The sequence below is a fragment of the Streptomyces sp. NBC_00390 genome (assembly GCF_036057275.1).
Lineage (GTDB): Bacteria > Actinomycetota > Actinomycetes > Streptomycetales > Streptomycetaceae > Streptomyces.
Genome location: NZ_CP107945.1, coordinates 2,704,293 through 2,721,610 on the forward strand (window position 1 = coordinate 2,704,293; position 17,318 = coordinate 2,721,610).

Genomic DNA, 17,318 nt, shown 5'->3' on the forward strand with positions numbered 1-17,318 from the left:
CGGGGCAGGACCTGCGGAGGCGTGGGCATGACGATCCGGGTCCTCGTCGTCGAGGACGACCCCGTGGCCGCCGATGCGCACGCGCTCTATGTCGGCCGCGTCCCCGGCTTCGCCGTCGCCGGGGTCGCGCATTCGCGCGGGCAGGCCGTACGCGCGCTGGAGCGGACCCCGATCGATCTCCTCCTCCTCGATCTGTATCTGCCCGACGGGCACGGACTGCAGCTCGTGCGGTCCCTGCGCGCCGCCGGCCACTCGGCGGACGTCATCGCCGTCACCTCCGCCCGCGATCTCGCCGTCGTGCGGGAGGGCGTCTCCCTCGGCGTGGTCCAGTACGTGCTGAAGCCCTTCACCTTCGCGACCCTGCGCGACCGTCTCACCCGGTACGCCGAGTTCCGCGCCGCGGCCGGTGAGGCCAGCGGGCAGGACGAGGTCGACCGTGCTCTCGCCGCCCTGCGCGCACCCCGGGCCGCCACGCTGCCCAAGGGGCTCAGCGGCCCCACCCTCGAGGCGGTGACCCGCACGCTGCGGGACAGCGCCGAGGGACTGACGGCCACCGAGGCCGCCGCGGCGGTGGGGATCTCACGGATCACCGCGCGCCGCTATCTGGAGCATCTGGTCACCGACGGGCGAGCCGCGCGCAGCCCCCAGTACGGCCAGATCGGGCGCCCCGAGCTTCAGTACCGCTGGATCCGCACCACCCGCTGAGCCACCTCACGGGAACCGTCCCCTTCAGCCCCGGCCGGTCTCCGGCGGATCCGGGCGCTCGGGTTGCGTGGGTGCGTCGCATCCGTGCGCCGTGGCGGAGCGCCGGGCGAACGCCGTGAGCGTGGCGCGCGCGTCGGCGGCGGACAGTGTGGCATGCGTGGAGTGGAGCACATAGAGCGCGGGCTCGTCCGTGTCCGGGCACAGCGCGGTCGCTGCGTACAGCACGGCCTGGGCGGGCTGCTCGCCCACCAGCCGGCGGCGCATGTCCTCGGCGTACGGACCGTAGTAGGCGTCCAGCACACTGGACGGCTCCCACACTCCGCCCAGCGCGCACTGTTCGCGTGGGGAGTCACCCCGGGGACTCTCCCAGACCCGGGACGTCCCGCCGCGGCCGGGTACCCCGGCGCAGGTCCCTTTCGCCCGGCCGGGGTCCACGGACTCGTCGTCGCCGGTCGGCAGCGGAACCGTGCGCGGCGCCGTGCCACGGGGCGCGCCGCAGTCCCAGCGGTCGGCGGCCCGCTCGGCGGTGGCGGTGGCCAGCCGCGCCACACGAGTGCGGTGCGCGGGGTTGTCCGCGTTGTATCCGGCCACGTCCGCGAGCACGGTGACCAGCAGGTCGCCGGGGACGCCGGGACAGTCGAGCAGGACGGCGGCGGTGCCTCTGTCGCCGTCCGAGGCGTAGAAGCCGTCCCAGCCGTGGCCGAGCGGTACGGGCCGGACGGACTGCGTGCCCCAGTACAGGGCGTCCTGGATCCGTCGGGCCTCCGGCGTGGGCACGCCGTGGACGGTCACCTCGACCTCGCTGTCCCCGGCCGGCTGCCCGGTGACGCGCTCGATGACACAGCGGACCAGCAGCGAGCGTTCGCCGCCGGTGCTTCCGTCCTCGCCGAGACGGCGGTCGGCGTCCTCGGCAAGCGGCCCGTCCCCGAGGACGTTGCGTGTCTCGTCCTGCGCGAGTACGCCGTCGCAGGCACCTGCGAGTGCACGTGATCCGGTCCAGCGGTCGAGATCGCCGTTCAGGTACAGCCAGCCGGCTGTCAGCAGCAGGAACGCGCCTGCCGTGGCCGCGAGTGCGCGGGTACGGGCGGTCGGCGGGGCGGTCACGAAAGCTCCTCCCGCACCGTGGTCCCGCGGCAGTGGGACCGCCGGGGCCAGCCGTCATCGGCGGTCATGTACCGGTCGAACACCGCGCGGGCGTCCGCGGTGATCCGGGACCAGTCCGTCGCGGTCAGCCGTGCCATGCCCTCGTCGTCGTAGGTGATGTGGGGCGTCACGGAGACCCGGTGACGAACGGGGCCGCCGTCGCAGACGGAGGCGGCAGAGAGGTGGAACGTGCTCCCGTCCTCGGTGTGGCGGAAGGTTCTGACTCCGTCGGGCCCGCCTCGGGCCCGGTGAAGAACTCGGTCTCGTACAGCTCACGCCCCAGTGCCCCGGCGGCGCTGTGGGTCTCGACGCCCTCGAGTTCCAGTCGTCGCGGTGCGGGGGCCCCCTTCTCACGGCGGCCGCTGCAGCTGTTCTGCCAGGTGGTGAAGCGGCTGCTGCCGGAGTGGGCCCAGCGGCCCGCGGCCCGATCCGCCGGTTCCGGGTCCAGCCAGGCGCACATGGCGTGGCCGGACGGCGGAGAACCGGCGGGGGCGGGGGCCGTTGTGCGGAGTGCTGCTGCCCCGCAGCCGAGCCGTCCGGTGGCCCAGTCGGCGAAGGAGAGCGCGGTCCGGGCGGCCAGCAGCCGGTCGGCGGTGCGGTTCTCGGCCGGCAGCTGTACGGCCACCTGGACGCCCGTGCTCCGTCCTCCGCGCGCCCGCACCCCCCTCGGGCAGTGGACCAGCACCGATGCGATGGCCTCGGCGCGGCCACGCCTCTCGAACCGGTGGACGAATCCCTCGGCCCCGGCGGACAGTCGGTAGGGGAACCGGCCGTCACTGTCGCCCGGCAGGGTCAGCTGCCGGGCGAGCAGCGCCTCGGCCCGCAGCCGGACCTCACGACCGTCGCCCCACGGCAGCCTGCAGTCCAGCAGCGCCCGGCTCTCCTGTCCCGGGTCGAGGACGGTGCCGTACTCGTCGGGCACGACGTCCCGGTCGTCGGGCAGCCGGCGCGCCAGCTCCTCGTGCGGCAGGAGTCCCTCGCAGGCGGACCTCAACCGGTCCCGGTTGTCGTCGAGTTGTCCGTCCCGCAGCAACTGTGCGCGGACCAGGAACTCCGTCGCGGCCAGCAGAGCCACAGCCAGGACGAGCACAGCGGTCTTGCGCGGTCCCGTACTTGACAGTAACGTCCGCACACATTCCCCCTGGAGTCGGCGGTACGACCCCGACGTTAGCAAAGGGTGATCAACTCGGACGTTCCTACGAGTTGTTGCTTTGGGTGTACGCACCGTGGTCGCCGGGCCACCGCCACCCGTACCTTGTCCGCGTGCAGACCCCGTCCCCGCCGTTCAACGCCCCCGCCGCTCGCCGGCTCCGCGAGGCCCTCGGGATGGCACCCGGCCATGTCGCGTACGGGCTGGGCGCCCAGTACGGACTCCACGTCACACCGGACACGGTCGTGGCGTGGGAGCGCGGGATCGCCTCCCCCGACGCCCATGAACTGACCGCGCTCGCCGGGGTGCTGTGGTGCGCGCCGGGGGAGCTGCTCGCCTCGGCCCGGACGCTGCGGGAGCACCGCATCGCCCGCGGTATGACACCCGACGACCTGGCACGCCGGCTCGGCGTCGAGGTGATGGCGTACCTGCGGATGGAGGAGACGGGCCGCTGGCGCGGCAACGAGCGGCAGACCGCGGCGCTCGGCGCCGTGCTCGGGCTGACGCTGCGCGACCTGCTGGCGGCGACCGGCCGCGACCGGGAGCTCGCGCAGCTGCTGCGGGACGCGGTGACCGCACGCTGGCAGGCATACGTCCGGCCGGTGGCCAGGATGCTGCCGATGGAGCGCCGCGAACTGGAGGACGTGCTGGAGCAGTTGCACACCGACTACCAGTCCCTGATGGTGGCGACGCTGAGCTGGGGCACGGCATCGCAGGACACCGGGGAGGCGGGCCGGAAATTCCTGGACCGGATCGTCGACCACTTCTGGGAACTGGCCCGCGGGTAGGGCCCTGTCCGGACGGTCCCAAGCCCCGGCCCGTCGACGCAGGAGGGGGGCCGCTCAAGGGGCACGGGGAAGGCGAACGGCCTTGATCGTCGACGGGGGGCGTCAAGGCCGTTCGGTCCCCGGATGAGCGGCGGGCCGGGTCAGAAGACGGACTCGGCCTCGAACACCCGGTTCTCGGGCACGGTCTTGAGCTGCGTGACCGCCTCGGCCAGCGGCACCATCTGCACCTCTGCCCCGCGCAGCGCGGTCATCATGCCGAACTCGCCCCGGTGCACGGCCTCCACCGCGTGCCAGCCGAAGCGCGTGGCGAGCACCCGGTCGTACGCGGTCGGTGTGCCACCGCGCTGGACATGTCCGAGAATCACCGGCTTGGCCTCCTTGCCGAGGCGCCTCTCCAGCTCCGCGGCCAGCGTGTTGCCGATGCCCTCGAAGCGCTCATGGCCGAACTGGTCGATCTCGCCCTTGGCGTACTCCATCGAGCCCTCGGCGGGGTGGGCGCCCTCGGCGACGCAGATGACGGCGAACTTCTTGCCGCGGGCGAAGCGCTCCTCGACCATCTTGACCAGGTCCTCGACCTGGAAGGGCCGCTCGGGCAGGCAGATGCCGTGCGCGCCGCCCGCCATACCGGACTCCAGTGCGATCCAGCCCGCGTGGCGGCCCATGACCTCGACGACCATCACCCGCTGATGGGATTCGGCGGTGGTCTTCAGCCGGTCGATGGCCTCGGTGGCCACCATGACGGCGGTGTCGAAGCCGAAGGTGCGGTCGGTGGAGGAGATGTCGTTGTCGATGGTCTTGGGAACACCGACGATGGGCATTCCGGCATCGGCCAGGATCCGGGACGCGGTGAGCGTGCCCTCGCCGCCGATGGGGATGAGCGCGTCGATGCCGTACTGCTTCGCCAACTCCGCTGCAGTCTCGGCGGCTTCGCGCAGGCGCCCCCGCTCCAGCCGGGCGGAGCCGAGGATCGTGCCGCCGCGGGCGAGAATGCCGCTGACCGCGTTGAGATCGAGTGGCCGGTAGTGACCGTCGAGCAGACCCTTGAACCCGTCCTCGAAACCGATGACTTCGTCGCCGTGCCCGGTCAGGGCACGGTGCACGACCGACCGGATCACTGCGTTCAGCCCGGGGCAGTCGCCGCCTGCGGTGAGAACTCCGATGCGCATCGTGCCGTGTCTCCTGCTCCTCGATGGTGCATGTGAGCCGGATCCAATTGTCCCATGGACGGCCCGGACGCCGCGCTCCCGGCCACTGCGCCGTACGGTCCCCGGCCCCGCTCGCGGGCCCTTCGGCCATGCCCCGCAACCCCCTTTGCCCGACAGGCGCTCTAGCCACCCGCAGGGGTATTGTCAAGAGGGCAGTGCCGCCCCGGGCGGCCATTTCGCACGCTCGGATTCGGGCAGCCGCAGAGGCAGAAGTGCACACTCAATCACCGACGACGCAGTGGACGGGAGAGCACGCGTGGCGCGCAGCGTGTACGTGACCGGGATCGACCGCAAGGACGGCCGGCAGGTGGTCGAGCTGGGGGTCATGGAGCTCCTGACCCGCCAGGTGGACCGGGTCGGCGTCTTCCGTCCCCTGGTCCACGACGGCCCCGACCGCCTGTTCGACCTGTTGCGCGCTCGCTACCGCCTCTCGCAGGACCCGGCGTCCGTGTACGGCATGGACTACCAGGAAGCCGCGGCCCTGCAGGCGGAGAAGGGTACCGACGAACTGGTCTCCCGGCTCGTCGAGCGGTTTCTCCGGGTGGCCAGGGAGTACGAGGTGGTCCTGGTGCTCGGCACCGACTACCTGGACACCCAGCTCCCCGACGAGCTCGCGCTCAACGCCCGGCTCGCCAACGAGTTCGGCGCGTCCGTGATCGCGGTCGTCGGCGGCAAGGACCAGCCCGCCGAGTCCGTACGCGCAGAGACCCGTAACGCCTGCCGCGCGTACGAGGCCCTGGGCTGCAATGTCCTCGCCATGGTCGCCAACCGGGTCGCGCCCGAGGAACGCGAGGAGATAGCCGAGCGGCTCGCGGCCCGCCTCCCCGTGCCCTGCTACGTCCTGCCCGACGACCCGGCGCTCGCCGCCCCCACCGTCGCCCAGATCGCCCACGCGCTGGACGGCACCGTGCTGCTCGGCGACGACTCGGGCCTGGCCCGCGACGCCCTCGACTTCGTCTTCGGCGGTGCGATGCTGCCGAACTTCCTGACCGCCCTGACCCCCGGCTGCATGGTGGTCACCCCGGGCGACCGCGCCGACCTGGTCGTGGGCGCGCTCGCCGCCCACTCCGCGGGCACTCCGCCCATCGCGGGTGTGCTGCTGACGCTGAACGAGCGGCCGAGCCAGGAGATCCTCACCCTCGCCGCACGTCTCGCCCCCGGCACGCCGGTGGTCCTCGTGTCCGGCACCAGTTTTCCCACCGCCGCCGAACTCTTCGGCCTCGAGGGCAAGTTGAACGCGGCCACGCCCCGCAAGGCGGAGACCGCGCTCGGCCTGTTCGAGCGCCATGTGGACACCGCCGATCTGCTGGCCCGCCTGGCGGTGGCGCGCAGCGGCCGGGTCACGCCGATGATGTTCGAGCACGACCTCCTGGAGCAGGCGCGGGCCGACCGCCGCCGGGTGGTGCTGCCCGAGGGCACCGAGGAGCGGGTGCTGCGCGCCGCCGATGTGCTGGTGCGCCGCGACGTCTGCGATCTGACGCTGCTCGGCGACACCGAGGTGATCCGCAAGAAGGCCGCCGACCTCGGCATCGATCTGAGCGGGGCCCGGCTGATCGACCCGCAGACCTCCGAGCTGCGCCAGGGCTTCGCCGAGCGGTACGCGGCGCTGCGCGCGCACCGGGGCGTGACGGAGGAGCTGGCGTACGACGTGGTCGCCGACGTGAACTACTTCGGCACGCTGATGGTCGAGGAGGGCCTGGCCGACGGCATGGTGTCCGGGGCCGTGCACTCCACGGCCGCGACGATCCGCCCGTCCTTCGAGATCATCAAGACGAAGCCGGAGGCGGCGATCGTCTCCTCGGTCTTCTTCATGTGCCTGGCGGACCGGGTGCTGGTGTACGGCGACTGCGCGGTCAACCCGGACCCGGACGCCGAGCAGCTGGCCGACATCGCGATCCAGTCGGCGGCGACCGCCGCCCGCTTCGGCGTGGAGCCGCGCATCGCGATGCTGTCGTACTCCACCGGCAGCTCGGGCTCCGGCGCCGATGTGGACAAGGTGCGCGAGGCGACGAAGCTGGTGCGCACGGCCCGCCCGGACCTGAGGGTCGAGGGCCCGATCCAGTACGACGCCGCCGTCGATCCGTCGGTGGCGGCCACCAAGCTGCCGGAGTCCGAGGTGGCCGGGCAGGCGACGGTGCTGATCTTCCCGGACCTGAACACCGGCAACAACACGTACAAGGCCGTACAGCGTTCGGCGGGCGCCGTCGCGGTCGGCCCGGTGCTGCAGGGTCTGCGCAAGCCGGTCAACGACCTGTCGCGCGGCGCGCTCGTCAGCGACATCGTGAACACGGTCGCGATCACCGCGATCCAGTCCCAGGGTGAGGAGCTGCCCGCATGACCGCCTCCGCATCCGCCTCCCCCACCCGCGTCCTGGTCCTCAATTCCGGCTCGTCGTCGGTGAAGTACCAACTGCTGGACATGCGCGACAACTCCCGGCTCGCGATCGGTCTCGTCGAGCGGATCGGTGAGGAGACGTCCCGCCTGGTGCACACTCCGCTGGCCGGCGGCGGCGCCGAGAAACGCGAGCGCACCGGGCCGATCGCCGATCACAACGCGGCTTTGAAGGCGGTCGCCGAGGAGCTGGCGCACGACGGGCTCGGCCTCGACTCGCCCGAGCTCGCGGCGATCGGCCACCGGGTGGTGCACGGCGGTCTGCGGTTCTCCGCGCCCACGGTGATCACGGACGAGGTGCTGGCGGAGATCGAGCGGCTGGTCCCGGTGGCACCGCTGCACAATCCGGCGAACATCACCGGTATCCGTACGGCCCAGGCACTGCGCCCGGACCTGCCGCAGGTCGCGGTGTTCGACACCGCCTTCCACACCACGATGCCGGAGCACGCCGCGCGTTACGCCATCGATGTGGCGACGGCCGACGCCCACCGCATCCGCCGCTACGGCTTCCACGGCACCTCGCACGCGTATGTCTCGCGCCGTACGGCCGCCCTGCTCGGCAAGGACCCGTCCGAGGTGAACGTCATCGTGCTGCACCTCGGCAACGGCGCGTCGGCGTCGGCGGTCGCGGCCGGCCGGTGCGTGGACACCTCGATGGGTCTCACCCCCTTGGAGGGGCTGGTGATGGGCACACGGTCCGGTGACATCGATCCGGCGGTCACCTTCCACCTCAAGCGGGTGGCCGGAATGTCGGCGGACGAGATCGACGTCCTGCTGAACAAGAAGAGCGGTCTGGTCGGTCTGTGCGGTGACAACGACATGCGGGAGATCCGCCGCCGGATCGACGAGGGCGACGAGCGGGCGCGGCTGGCCTTCGACATCTACATCCACCGGCTGAAGAAGTACATCGGTGCCTACTACGCGGTGCTCGGCCGGGTGGACGCGGTCGTGTTCACGGCCGGGGTCGGCGAGAACGCGGCACCGGTACGCCAGGCCGCCATCGCCGGCCTGGAGGAGCTGGGACTGGTCCTGGACGCCGAGCGGAACGCCCTGCGGTCGGACGAACCGCGGCTGATCTCGGCGGATTACGCACGGGTGGCAGTGGCCGTGGTCCCCACGGACGAGGAACTGGAGATCGCCCGGCAGACCTTTGAGCTGGTGAAAGCCTGAAATGTGATCTGAAATGAATTACTGAACGCCTGAGCGGTCGGCCGCCCATTTGTACATTCCACCAGACGGAATATTCCGCGACGAAACAAACCGATAGGATCCGCCTTATGCGCCGTTCCAAAATCGTTTGCACACTGGGCCCCGCCGTCGACTCCTACGAGCAGCTGAAAGCGCTCATCGAGGCCGGCATGAACGTGGCCCGTTTCAACATGAGCCACGGGACCCACTCTGAGCACGAGGAGCGGTACCACCGCGTCCGCCAGGCGTCCGGGGAAACCGGCCACGCCGTGGGCGTGCTGGTGGACCTCCAGGGTCCCAAGATCCGTCTGGAAACCTTCGCCGAGGGCCCCGTCGAGCTGGTGCGGGGTGACGAGTTCACCATCACCACCGAGGACGTCCCGGGGGACAAGTCCATCTGCGGCACCACGTACAAGGGACTGCCCGGCGATGTCTCCAAGGGCGACCAGATCCTGATCAACGACGGCAACGTCGAACTGCGGGTCACCGAGGTCGACGGCCAGCGGGTCAAGACCATCGTGATCGAGGGCGGTGTCATCTCCGACCACAAGGGCATCAACCTGCCCGGCACGGCGGTCAACGTCCCCGCCCTGTCCGAGAAGGACGTCGAGGACCTGCGGTTCTCGCTGCGGATGGGCTGCGACATGGTCGCCCTCTCATTCGTCCGCGACGCCGATGACGTCAAGGACGTCCACAAGGTGATGGACGAGGAGGGCCGCCGGGTCCCGGTCATCGCCAAGGTCGAGAAGCCTCAGGCCGTCGAGAACATGGCCGACGTCGTGGCGGCGTTCGACGCGGTGATGGTGGCCCGCGGCGACCTGGCCGTCGAGTATCCGCTCGAGCGGGTCCCGATGGTGCAGAAGCGCCTCATCGAACTGTGCCGCCGCAACGCCAAGCCGGTGATCGTGGCGACCCAGATGATGGAGTCGATGATCACCAACTCCCGCCCGACGCGTGCCGAGGCGTCCGATGTCGCCAACGCGATCCTGGACGGCGCGGACGCGGTCATGCTGTCCGCGGAGTCGTCGGTCGGCGCGTACCCGATCGAGACGGTCAAGACGATGTCGAAGATCGTCACCGCGGCGGAGGAGGAACTGCTCGCCAAGGGCCTGCAGCCCCTGGTCCCGGGCAAGAAGCCGCGCACCCAGGGCGGCTCGGTCGCCCGCGCGGCCTGCGAGATCGCCGACTTCCTGGACGGCAAGGCCCTGGTGGCCTTCACCCAGTCCGGCGACACGGCCCGTCGGCTGTCCCGTTACCGCGCCAAGCAGCCGATCCTGGCCTTCACGACCGACGAGTCCACACGCAACCAGCTGACCCTGAGCTGGGGAGTGGAATCCTTCCTCGCGCCGTTCGTGGAGACGACGGACGCGATGGTGGACCACGTCGACGCGGCACTGCTGAAGCTCCAGCGGTACAACGAGGGCGACATCATGGTCATCACGGCGGGATCGCCCCCCGGTGTCCCCGGCACGACCAACATGGTGCGGGTGCACCACCTGGGCGGGGAGACGCACAGCTGACGCGGCCTGCTCGCACATGACGAGGGCGGCCTTCGGCAGGGATGCCGGGGCCGCCCTCTCGACCGTCACCGCGGAACGCTCCCGGTTGATCCTCACGACCACGGGTTGGTGCCCGGCGAACGAGTGTCCGCCGGGCGCCCGTGGGTCAGCCCAGTGTCAGCGGGAGAGGAACGTCCTCCCCCTGCGCGATACGGAGGGCTGCCTTGTTCAGTGCCCTCAAAGGTGCGAAGTCCCAGAGCAGTTCGACGGGCTCGACCCAGTGGACACCGGACAGCAGTCCCTCCCCTGTGCGGTGGAACGTGCAGTGCTCCGCGACGCCGTCCCGCTCGACGGTCAGGCGGAAGGTGTCGGACGTGAGGCGGGTGATCCCGTTCACGACGGCCGTCACGGCTTGTGCACCGCGGTCACGGTGCACGGCTCGACGGGGTCGCTCATGGTCCCCAGTATGCGCACAACCTCAAAGCTTCACTCCAGCAACTCTCGCCCCAAAAGCATCTTCCGATAGCGGAATCGCCGTGCGATGATCGAGCCGCCTTCGGGGGGAAGGCGGGGGACGCGCGCTCGACCTGCGCGCCAATGAAATCCACTTCATCAGCACTCAGTTGACATCCCGTCATGCTTGACGGGCGCCTTGGTGCTGCCATGCGTACTTCCCTCCTTGGCCGACCTTTTGCCGAGAAGACAGGCTGAGAAGTGCGAAGAAGACTGCTGGCGAGACGCGGGCGTGCGCGGCACGCGGCATGGACACGGGGAGTCGCCGGTACGGCGCTGCTCACCGCGTCATCGATCCTGGCGGGCCTGATGTACGCGGTGCCCGCCCAGGCCGACGAACCGGGGGACGATCCGGCCGATCCGTGGAAGCGGACGCTGAGGATCAGTCTGGGCGCCGATGCCCGCAACGACCGCTGCCGGGTGGGGCGCGTCGTGCACTACGGCGGCCCCGAGATGAAGGCCGCGGCCAGCACCGCCCTCTCGGGCACGGACGCGGACGTGAAGGCCGCGTGGAACAACTGGTACTGGATCTCCGGACCTCTGGGTGAGGCCCGGGAGCGCGACGAGGCGGCGGCCGGTGCATACGGCGACGCCTTCAATGCCCGCCAGGCCAAGCTGAACGAGACCAACAAGCCGTACGCGCACACGAACAGCTCGGGCGGCCGGGACTTCCACGCCCCTGAGTTCGGCGAGGAGATCATCACCTTCGCCCGGAGGGCGCGCGAGCTCTCCCACAAGATCGGGGACGACCCGACGCCCAGGCCGGGCAAGTCGTCCCTCGACAAGGCCAAGGAGGTCATCGCCGCCTTCGACACCGAGGGCGACGACTGGGGCACGGCCTACAAGCCGTTGGCCAGGGACGAGGTCGTGGGCCTGCACAACGGCGAGAACGGCTCGCCGGGGTCGGCCAACGATGTCGCCACGGTGCTCCGCTTCGGTGGCTTCCTCAAGAAGGCCCCGGAACCCGGGACCGCGGAGTTCCGGGCCGAGGTCGAGTCGCTCAAGATCGCCTGGGCGGGCTGTGACAGCAGCAACCCGGTCGACCACTACCGTGCGCTCACCGGTGTCGTCGTCGAGGCCCACACCGAGTGGGAGGCGGAGTACGCCGGCCAGAGCAAGCAGCGCGGCGAGATCGTCACCGCCGAGAGCGCGGTCAACAAGCAACTCCGGGTCGCCACCGACGCAATGGTGGAGGCCATCCGGCAGGCCTGGCAGGCCGACCAGATCCTGTTCTTCCAGAAGTACTGGGCGGCCCGGCCGGACAGCATCCTCAAGCCCAAGCCGGCCGTGTTCACCCAGGCCGCCAAGGACCTCACGGCCGCACGCAACGCCGCCGCCGCGCAGGTGACGATCGCCGACAAGGCCGTGGCCGCGGCGAAGACCGCCTCGGACAAGGCGTCCGCGTCGCAGAGCGCGGCGTGGGCGATCTCCGATGCGGCCAAGCTGCCGCGCGGGCGCGGTCTGATGCACGCGCAGCAGTCGGTGCAGGTGGCGAAGGCCTCGTACGCCGCTGCTCAGGCGGCCGCGAAGACCACGCTGACCGCGTCCAACGCGGCGAAGGCCACAGCCGCCGACAGCCAGGCGCTGCTGGCGCTGGCGAAGACCCAGTCGCACGCACTGCAGACGGAGTTCCGCAGGGCCGCCGCCCAGGAGGCCGCCGCCCAGGCGAAGGCTGCCGCTGCCGCCGCCGACGCCCAGGCCAAGGAAGCCGCCGCCAACGCCACCAAGGCGAAGAACGCGCAGGCGACGGCCGAGGCCGCGGAGAAGACCGCGCAGGCGGGCGCCGCCGAGGCGAAGAAGCAGCGCGAGATCGCCGAGAAGGAGAAGGCGAACGCGGCTGCCGAACGCGCCAACGCGGCGCGCGAGCGCGAGAAGGCGGCCGAGGCCGAGCAGCGGGCCCAGTCGGAGCGCGATGCGGCGGGGCGTGCCCGGGGCACGGCCGAGACCGCCGGTGCACTGGCCGCCCAGAAGCGCGAGGAGGCCGAGGACGCCGAGGCCGAGGCGTACCTGGCCCGCGATCTGGCCGCTGAGGCCGAGCGCGAGAAGAACGCAACCGCGTCGCGTGCGGCGGCACTTGAGGCTGCCGCTGCGGCGGCCAAGGGCACCGATGCCGCAGCCGAGACCCGCGAGGCGGCGACCGATGCCCGCAGTGCGGCCAACGACGCCTCGTCCGCTGCCACTCGGGCACGTACCGCGGCCAACGACGCATCAAGTGCCGCGGTCAACGCGCGCGCTGCGGCGACCCGCGCCGAGGGCGCTGCCTCACGCTCGCGTGCGGCAGCGGACAACGCATGGTCGGCCTACATGACGACGCACTCCGCCGCCGCGACCGCGCATGCGGCCGCGGCCGAGGCCATCGATGCCGCTGCGGCGGCCAAGCAGAACGCCAAGAACGCCGAGGCCGAAGCGAAGAAGGCCCAGGCCGCGGCTGTCAAGGCACGCCAGGAGGCGACGGCTGCGCAGGCGGAGGCCGCGAAGACGGCCGCGTGGGCGGCGAAGACCGCCGGTTTCGCGTTTGCCGCGGCCCAGGCGGCCACGGCCGCGCGCGACGCGGCGAACGCCGTGACCAAGGCGGCCGACCAGGCGATCGCGATCGGGGCGCCGTACCAGGAGACCGATGTGTCGGCCGCGTTCGCGGTCCTGGTCGGCCAGAGCGCGAAGACCCATGCCGAGCAGCAGGCGGCGGCGGCCAAGGCCAAGGCCGACGAGGCCGCGAAGGCCGCGGCCGCGGCGAAGGCGCTGGCCGACAAGGCCGCGGGTGACGCCAAGATCGCGGCGCAGGCCGCGGCGGCGGCAGCGGCGGACGCGGCGAAGGCGCTGCAGTCGGTCGCGGCGGCGAAGGCGTCCGCGGCCGAGGCGGCGAAGGCGGCAGCGGCGGCCAAGAAGGCCGACGCCAGCGCCCAGAAGTACGACCAGCAGGCGGGCGTCGACGCGATGAACGCCGGCTTCGCGGCCAACGACGCGGAGGCGGAGGCTGCCGCGGCCGACCGCGACGCCACGGAGGCCGAGCGGGATGCGTCCAGCGCCCGCGGCGCGGCAAGCGCCGCGGAGAAGGACGCGTCGAGCGCCCGGAACACCGCGACGCAGGCGGAGAAGGACGCCGACGCCGCCGAGACCGCGGCGAAGAATGCCGACGGGGCGGCCAAGGACGCGGATACCAGCGCCGACCGCGCCGAGGCCGCGGAGCGCAAGCGGCTCGAAGAAGCCCGCAAGGCCGCGATGGAGAGCGGTGACACGGGCGCCGAGGGTCCGCGCGAGCCGGGCCTGAGCGCCGACGACGAGGCGATCCTGCGCGCCCAGTGCGGTCAGAGATGCGTGGACGACTACCGCGAAGCGCTGGCGGCAGTCAACAAGTCCGTCATCGACTGGGTGACGGAGAACGGCGGGGAGATCCTGCTCGAGGTGCTCGGCGTGAACAACGTCAAGCGCTGCTTCGGGCAGGGCGACATCGAGAGCTGCCTGTGGTCACTGGTGGACGTCGCGAGCCTCGCGCTCATCGTGGGGAAGATCCCGGCGGTCGGCAAGGCGATCGTGACGGTCGTGAGCGGTATCGCGAAGTTCTTCGAGAAGGCCCAGTGGGGCAAGAAGATCCTCAAGAACCTCAAGTCGATCATCGAGAAGTACCGCAAGGGCGAGGAAATCGCCGAATGTGTGCTGGACGCCGCGGAGTTGTACCCGGGCGCCGCGCAGAGCCCCGGTGCCCGGAGCGCGAAGGCCGCGCCCGGTGCCAAGGGAGCCCTGTCGGCGAAGGCCGCAGGCGGCAAGAAGAAGAAGTTCTGCGGTATCAAGCACGTCTCGCCCGTCAGCGGGGACTGGTGCACCAAGAGGGGCGCGCACATCAACCTGCTGAACGGTGCGGAGGTCGGGCTCCAGACCACGCACGAGCGGGGTGGCATCATGGGCGTCCCGCTCCGTATGAGTAACGGCAAGGTCCCGACCGAGGCCGAGATCAAGGCCACCGTTCAAGCCATCATCGACGACGACGCCATGCGCGAGGATCTGATCGCGAAGACGAGAGACGCGATGACCATCTTCAACCAGGACGCCAACAACCAGAGGTACAACGAGAACCTCAAGCCGGGTGAGAAGCGCCGGCCGCTGCAGTTCGGCTGCGCGACGAACTTCGCGCCCAAGCTGAAGGGCCTGATCGACGCGCTGAACATCATCACTGAGCAGAAGGCCGGCCGCGGCTGACCCTCAGTGGTTGCCAAAGGGGGCCGGTCCGCGCCAACGCGGAACCGGCCCTCGTCCGTTCTACGCGTCCGCGGGGCAGGTGTGTTCGAGGTCTTTCGAGATCGCGCTGTGCAGCGTGGCGCGGTCGGGTGCGTCGGGGTCCGGGACGTGGAAGGTGAAGTGGACGTCCTGCGGGTACTCGCCGACGATGACGGTGAACTGACTTCTCACCCTGGGGAGCTCCCACAATTCCCAGTCGGTCCCGGCCGACGCGAGTACCTCTTTCAGGTCCGCGAACGTGGTCGTCGCCGCGATGGTCCGCGTCTCTCCCGGCTGCCCGGTCGGCACGTCCACGGTGTCGGTCCAGGTGCTGAGCGCGACCTGCTTGACCCTGCGGCAGCGGCAGACCTCCAGGCGCACGTCCCCGTAGGCGAAGGTCCGGGGCCAGGACTTCTCCGGGTTCGGGAAGTAGTCGGCATCGACGGGCGGGCCGAGTACGCCGGCGACGTCGTCCAGCGCGGCTCCCGGCCTGAGGATGCCCACCCCGCCAGCCTTCGCGTAGTCCGCCAGCACATCCTTGATGTCCATGCCTGAAATGATCTCAGAGAAGGCGGTCGGACGCGCCGGCCCGACGAGCGGGAACGACTGTGGGCCGCGCCTCGTTCGAGGTGCGGCCCACAGCCTTTGTGCGGCTCCCGGAGGTATCAGCCGGCGTTGCCGCCGGTGAAGTGGTTGTGCAGGCCGGGGACCGTCAGGTTCCCGCCGAACTGGCCGGCCTGGGTGACCTTCACGTCGGTGAACATCGCGAACGGGACGTTCAGCGGTGGCGGCGACTTCGGGCTGAAGGTGATCGGGATGATGCCGAAGAGGTTGCCCTTCAGCTCCTCCGTGTACATCGTCACCGTGCCGCCGCGGATCGTCGAGGTGGAGCCCTGACGAGCCTTGACGTGCGCGGTCGTGCCGTTGGGGCCGACCACCAGCTGGTGCAGGTCCTTGATGTCCACGCCCTCGGCGGTGAACTTCAGCACCTTCTTGATCTTGCCGCTGCCGGTCTTCACCTCGACGATGCCCTTGTAGTCCAGGCCCGTCAGGGTGAGCTTCGAGCTCTCCAGGATCCACGGGTCGTCCGGGAGCAGCGGCCGGCCCGGCTCGAGCTGGGCGTCGGCCAGGGCCTCCGGGTCCGCGGTCGGGCACGGGAAGCGGGGCTTCGCGCCGTCCGGGATGTCCTCGTCCTGCTTGGCGTCGAGACCCTTGGCGTCCTCGTCCAGCTCCTCGACCTTGGCGCCGGCCTTGTCGGCGGCGTCCCTGATCGCTTCCTCGGTCTTGTCGACCGTGTCGCCCGCCGTGTCGGCGGGCTTCTCGGCCGGCTTGTCCGCCGGCTTCTCGGCAGGCTCTTCAGCCGGCTTCTCGGCAGGCGTGGACGGCTCGTCCGCCGGCTCGGTCTCGCTCGGGGCAGGCGTCGCAGTTGCCGTCGGCTCCGGGTCGGGGCCGTCGAACAGGTCCTTGAGCGCGTCGCCCACACCCAGCGGGTCCAGCGGGTTCCTGGTCTCGCTCGGCGTCGGAGCCGGCGCGGGCGCCTTGGCCTCTTCTGCGGCCTTGTCGACCGACTCGGCGGACGGCGTCTCGGCGGGCTTCGGGGCCTCCTCCTCGCCGGCGGCCGTGTCACTCGGCGCAGGGTCCGGGTTCGCGGTCGCGGAGGGGGACTCCGAGGGCTCGGCCGACTCTGCCGACTCGGACGGCGACGGCGACGGCGACTCGGACTCGGCAGGCTCGTCGGATCGGGTCACGCACGGTCCCGGCGCGAACGGGATCTCCTTGTCGTCGGCGAGAGCAAGCTTCGGCGTGAGACCCATACCGACGAAGACGGCTGTGGGCATCGCGGCCAGGGCTATCGCCTTGCCCGCGGGCATCTGAAGCTTGGTCAGCAGAGACTTCCTGGGGGCTGCGTGACGGGGCCCGCTTCTCGCCCGAGGAGCACCGCCGTCAGCGGCGCTCTGTTGTGTTTCGTCACCCCGCACTGTTCCTCCCGCCATCGGCGTGGGCAGTCGTTTCGGTCACGTTCGGGTCGGATCCCTCGTCAGGACGGGGCTCCTCCATGTACGGGTCGGCGTCATCGCCGTCCTGTGCAGTGTTCGCACCCTGCTTGGCGGCCTTGCTCGGAGGCGGGCCGGGCATCCAGGAGATCGAGAGAGCGCCACCCAACAAGGCGAACAGGAAGCCCACAAGGAATCCCCCGATGTTGGACACCGGAAGGGAAACCAGCGCAAGCACGATCGCAGCGACACCGGCGAATACACGGACGACCGTGTGGAACCACATCGTCATGCCCAGCGTGACCAGCAGAACACCGATGATGAGCGAGCCGGCACCGGCGGTGGTGGCCATGGCGATCGTGAGATTGCCGAGCCGGACGTCGGCGTACGGCAGGTAAGCGATCGGTACGCCGCCGAACATGGTGAACAGACCCGCCCAGAACGGCCGGCTGCGACGCCACGCACGGAAACGCAGTCGCCAGTAGGTGAATCCGCGGGAACCAGTGGACTCGGCGCTCATGGAAAACAGC

The 17,318-nt window shown here is 70.9% G+C and carries 14 protein-coding genes; 6 read left to right on the forward strand and 8 right to left on the reverse strand.

Going from position 1 to position 17,318, the window contains the following annotated elements:
- Positions 1-27: 27 nt before the first annotated feature.
- Positions 28-705: a response regulator gene (locus OHS70_RS11140; protein ID WP_328396252.1), complete on the forward strand. Its 678-nt coding sequence runs from the start codon at positions 28-30 to the stop codon at positions 703-705.
- 24 nt (positions 706-729) lie between these two features.
- Here the strand turns inward: OHS70_RS11140 and OHS70_RS11145 are convergent, their stop codons facing one another.
- From OHS70_RS11145 to OHS70_RS11155, 3 genes are read right to left on the reverse strand one after another with little or no spacing between them, the layout of a single operon-like run.
- Positions 730-1,809, reverse strand: a complete 1,080-nt coding sequence (locus tag OHS70_RS11145) for a hypothetical protein (protein WP_328396254.1) — start codon at positions 1,807-1,809, stop codon at positions 730-732.
- Positions 1,806-1,979, reverse strand: coding sequence for a hypothetical protein (locus tag OHS70_RS11150; protein ID WP_328396256.1), 174 nt, complete (start codon positions 1,977-1,979; stop codon positions 1,806-1,808). The genes OHS70_RS11145 and OHS70_RS11150 overlap by 4 nt, the downstream gene beginning before the upstream one ends.
- On the reverse strand, positions 1,976-2,980 hold the full coding sequence (locus tag OHS70_RS11155; protein WP_328396258.1) for a hypothetical protein: 1,005 nt from the start codon (positions 2,978-2,980) through the stop codon (positions 1,976-1,978). The genes OHS70_RS11150 and OHS70_RS11155 overlap by 4 nt, the downstream gene beginning before the upstream one ends.
- Positions 2,981-3,174: 194 nt before the next feature.
- On the opposite strand from OHS70_RS11155, the gene OHS70_RS11160 reads away from it, so the two are divergent.
- The gene (locus OHS70_RS11160) at positions 3,175-3,786 is read left to right on the forward strand and encodes a helix-turn-helix domain-containing protein (RefSeq protein ID WP_328405552.1); all 612 of its coding nucleotides are present in this window, start codon (positions 3,175-3,177) and stop codon (positions 3,784-3,786) included.
- A 140-nt stretch (positions 3,787-3,926) separates the two neighbouring features.
- On the opposite strand, the gene OHS70_RS11165 is transcribed toward OHS70_RS11160, so the two are convergent.
- Entirely contained in the window at positions 3,927-4,952 is a 1,026-nt protein-coding gene (locus OHS70_RS11165; protein WP_328396260.1) for an ATP-dependent 6-phosphofructokinase, read from the reverse strand.
- Positions 4,953-5,247: 295 nt separating this feature from the next.
- On the opposite strand from OHS70_RS11165, the gene pta reads away from it, so the two are divergent.
- The 3 genes from pta (at position 5,248) to pyk (ending at position 10,090) form a co-directional block, all read left to right on the forward strand.
- Positions 5,248-7,329 carry a phosphate acetyltransferase gene (gene pta, locus OHS70_RS11170; RefSeq protein WP_328396261.1) on the forward strand — a complete coding sequence of 694 codons (2,082 nt, stop codon included), beginning with the start codon at positions 5,248-5,250 and terminating at the stop codon, positions 7,327-7,329.
- A complete protein-coding gene (locus tag OHS70_RS11175; RefSeq protein ID WP_328396263.1) occupies positions 7,326-8,552 on the forward strand; it encodes an acetate kinase in 1,227 nt (408 codons plus the stop codon). The genes pta and OHS70_RS11175 overlap by 4 nt, the downstream gene beginning before the upstream one ends.
- Before the next feature lie 107 nt (positions 8,553-8,659).
- Positions 8,660-10,090, forward strand: coding sequence for a pyruvate kinase (gene pyk, locus OHS70_RS11180; RefSeq protein WP_328396265.1), 1,431 nt, complete (start codon positions 8,660-8,662; stop codon positions 10,088-10,090).
- Positions 10,091-10,235: 145 nt separating this feature from the next.
- On the opposite strand, the gene OHS70_RS11185 is transcribed toward pyk, so the two are convergent.
- Positions 10,236-10,478, reverse strand: a complete 243-nt coding sequence (locus OHS70_RS11185) for a hypothetical protein (RefSeq protein WP_328396267.1) — start codon at positions 10,476-10,478, stop codon at positions 10,236-10,238.
- Between the two features lie 305 nt (positions 10,479-10,783).
- Between OHS70_RS11185 and OHS70_RS11190 the strand changes: the two genes are divergently transcribed.
- Positions 10,784-14,776 (forward strand): hypothetical protein, encoded by a 3,993-nt coding sequence (locus OHS70_RS11190; RefSeq protein WP_328396269.1) that lies wholly within the window; start codon positions 10,784-10,786, stop codon positions 14,774-14,776.
- 60 nt (positions 14,777-14,836) lie between these two features.
- Here the strand turns inward: OHS70_RS11190 and OHS70_RS11195 are convergent, their stop codons facing one another.
- The 3 genes from OHS70_RS11195 to OHS70_RS11205 all read right to left on the reverse strand — a co-directional run bounded on the left by OHS70_RS11195 (position 14,837) and on the right by OHS70_RS11205 (position 17,308).
- Positions 14,837-15,343, reverse strand: coding sequence for a hypothetical protein (locus OHS70_RS11195; protein WP_328396271.1), 507 nt, complete (start codon positions 15,341-15,343; stop codon positions 14,837-14,839).
- 116 nt (positions 15,344-15,459) lie between these two features.
- A complete protein-coding gene (locus tag OHS70_RS11200; RefSeq protein WP_328396273.1) occupies positions 15,460-16,773 on the reverse strand; it encodes a hypothetical protein in 1,314 nt (437 codons plus the stop codon).
- Positions 16,763-17,308 carry a DUF6114 domain-containing protein gene (locus OHS70_RS11205; protein WP_328396275.1) on the reverse strand — a complete coding sequence of 182 codons (546 nt, stop codon included), beginning with the start codon at positions 17,306-17,308 and terminating at the stop codon, positions 16,763-16,765. Before OHS70_RS11205 ends, OHS70_RS11200 begins: the two co-directional genes overlap by 11 nt.
- Positions 17,309-17,318: the final 10 nt, after the last annotated feature.

Coding starts and splice junctions, on each gene's coding strand:
- OHS70_RS11140 (WP_328396252.1), top strand. CDS start 28: ATGACGATCCGGGTCCTCGTCGTCGAGGACGACCCCGTGGCCGCCGAT.
- OHS70_RS11160 (WP_328405552.1), top strand. CDS start 3,175: ATGGCACCCGGCCATGTCGCGTACGGGCTGGGCGCCCAGTACGGACTC.
- OHS70_RS11165 (WP_328396260.1), bottom strand. CDS start 4,952: ATGCGCATCGGAGTTCTCACCGCAGGCGGCGACTGCCCCGGGCTGAAC.
- OHS70_RS11175 (WP_328396263.1), top strand. CDS start 7,326: ATGACCGCCTCCGCATCCGCCTCCCCCACCCGCGTCCTGGTCCTCAAT.
- pyk (WP_328396265.1), top strand. CDS start 8,660: ATGCGCCGTTCCAAAATCGTTTGCACACTGGGCCCCGCCGTCGACTCC.
- OHS70_RS11195 (WP_328396271.1), bottom strand. CDS start 15,343: ATGGACATCAAGGATGTGCTGGCGGACTACGCGAAGGCTGGCGGGGTG.
- OHS70_RS11205 (WP_328396275.1), bottom strand. CDS start 17,308: ATGAGCGCCGAGTCCACTGGTTCCCGCGGATTCACCTACTGGCGACTG.